Origin of the sequence: Lysobacter sp. TAB13 (assembly GCF_052113885.1) — a bacterium.
Lineage (GTDB): Bacteria > Pseudomonadota > Gammaproteobacteria > Xanthomonadales > Xanthomonadaceae > Lysobacter > Lysobacter gummosus.
Genome location: NZ_JBFRDR010000137.1, coordinates 1 through 512, shown reverse-complemented (window position 1 = coordinate 512; position 512 = coordinate 1). Strand labels below are relative to the sequence as shown.

Sequence of the window (512 nt, the reverse complement as noted above, 5' to 3'; positions counted from 1 at the left end):
GGATCGTTTTGCCCATTTGGCCATCAGCAGCTTAATCATATTGCCTGCCCGTTTCTGAATAATGCGGCCAAGCTCGACATACGATTTGCCGGTCATCAGCATGATCGAGATTGCGAACATGACGAGTAGGATGAGCACAGATCCGTAGTAACCGAATAATGAGAACAGCATCGAATATTGCAGTGCCCCAACATACCCGCCGCTAATTGCCCTATCTTTAATCGGTGCATCGGGTTCAGCCGCAACTTCAGCATCAGGAGCCGATAGCAATCCCATTCGGATATCCGTACTTAATTGAGTCAAAATAAGACTTCCCGACAGCTCCGTCGTCGGGCGAAGCTTCTTATCGATCTCCGTTACCGAGCTCCACAAGGTCAATGCCAACACCAAGATAAACAAGCCCGTCTTCCGATTCGACCATCCTTTCGGCCATATCCGTTTCACCATCACGTATAGACCGACGTATATGCCGATTAGAGCAAGCACGAAATAGAACTTGCCAAGTATAAGTC

At 48.4% G+C, this 512-nt stretch carries 1 protein-coding gene; it reads right to left on the bottom strand.

Translation table 11 applies throughout. The features are described from left to right. Positions 1–399 (bottom strand): DNA translocase FtsK 4TM domain-containing protein (locus tag AB4Y92_RS25500; RefSeq protein WP_441822154.1); only part of this gene is annotated, 399 nt, incomplete at its 3' end. Positions 400–512: the final 113 nt, after the last annotated feature.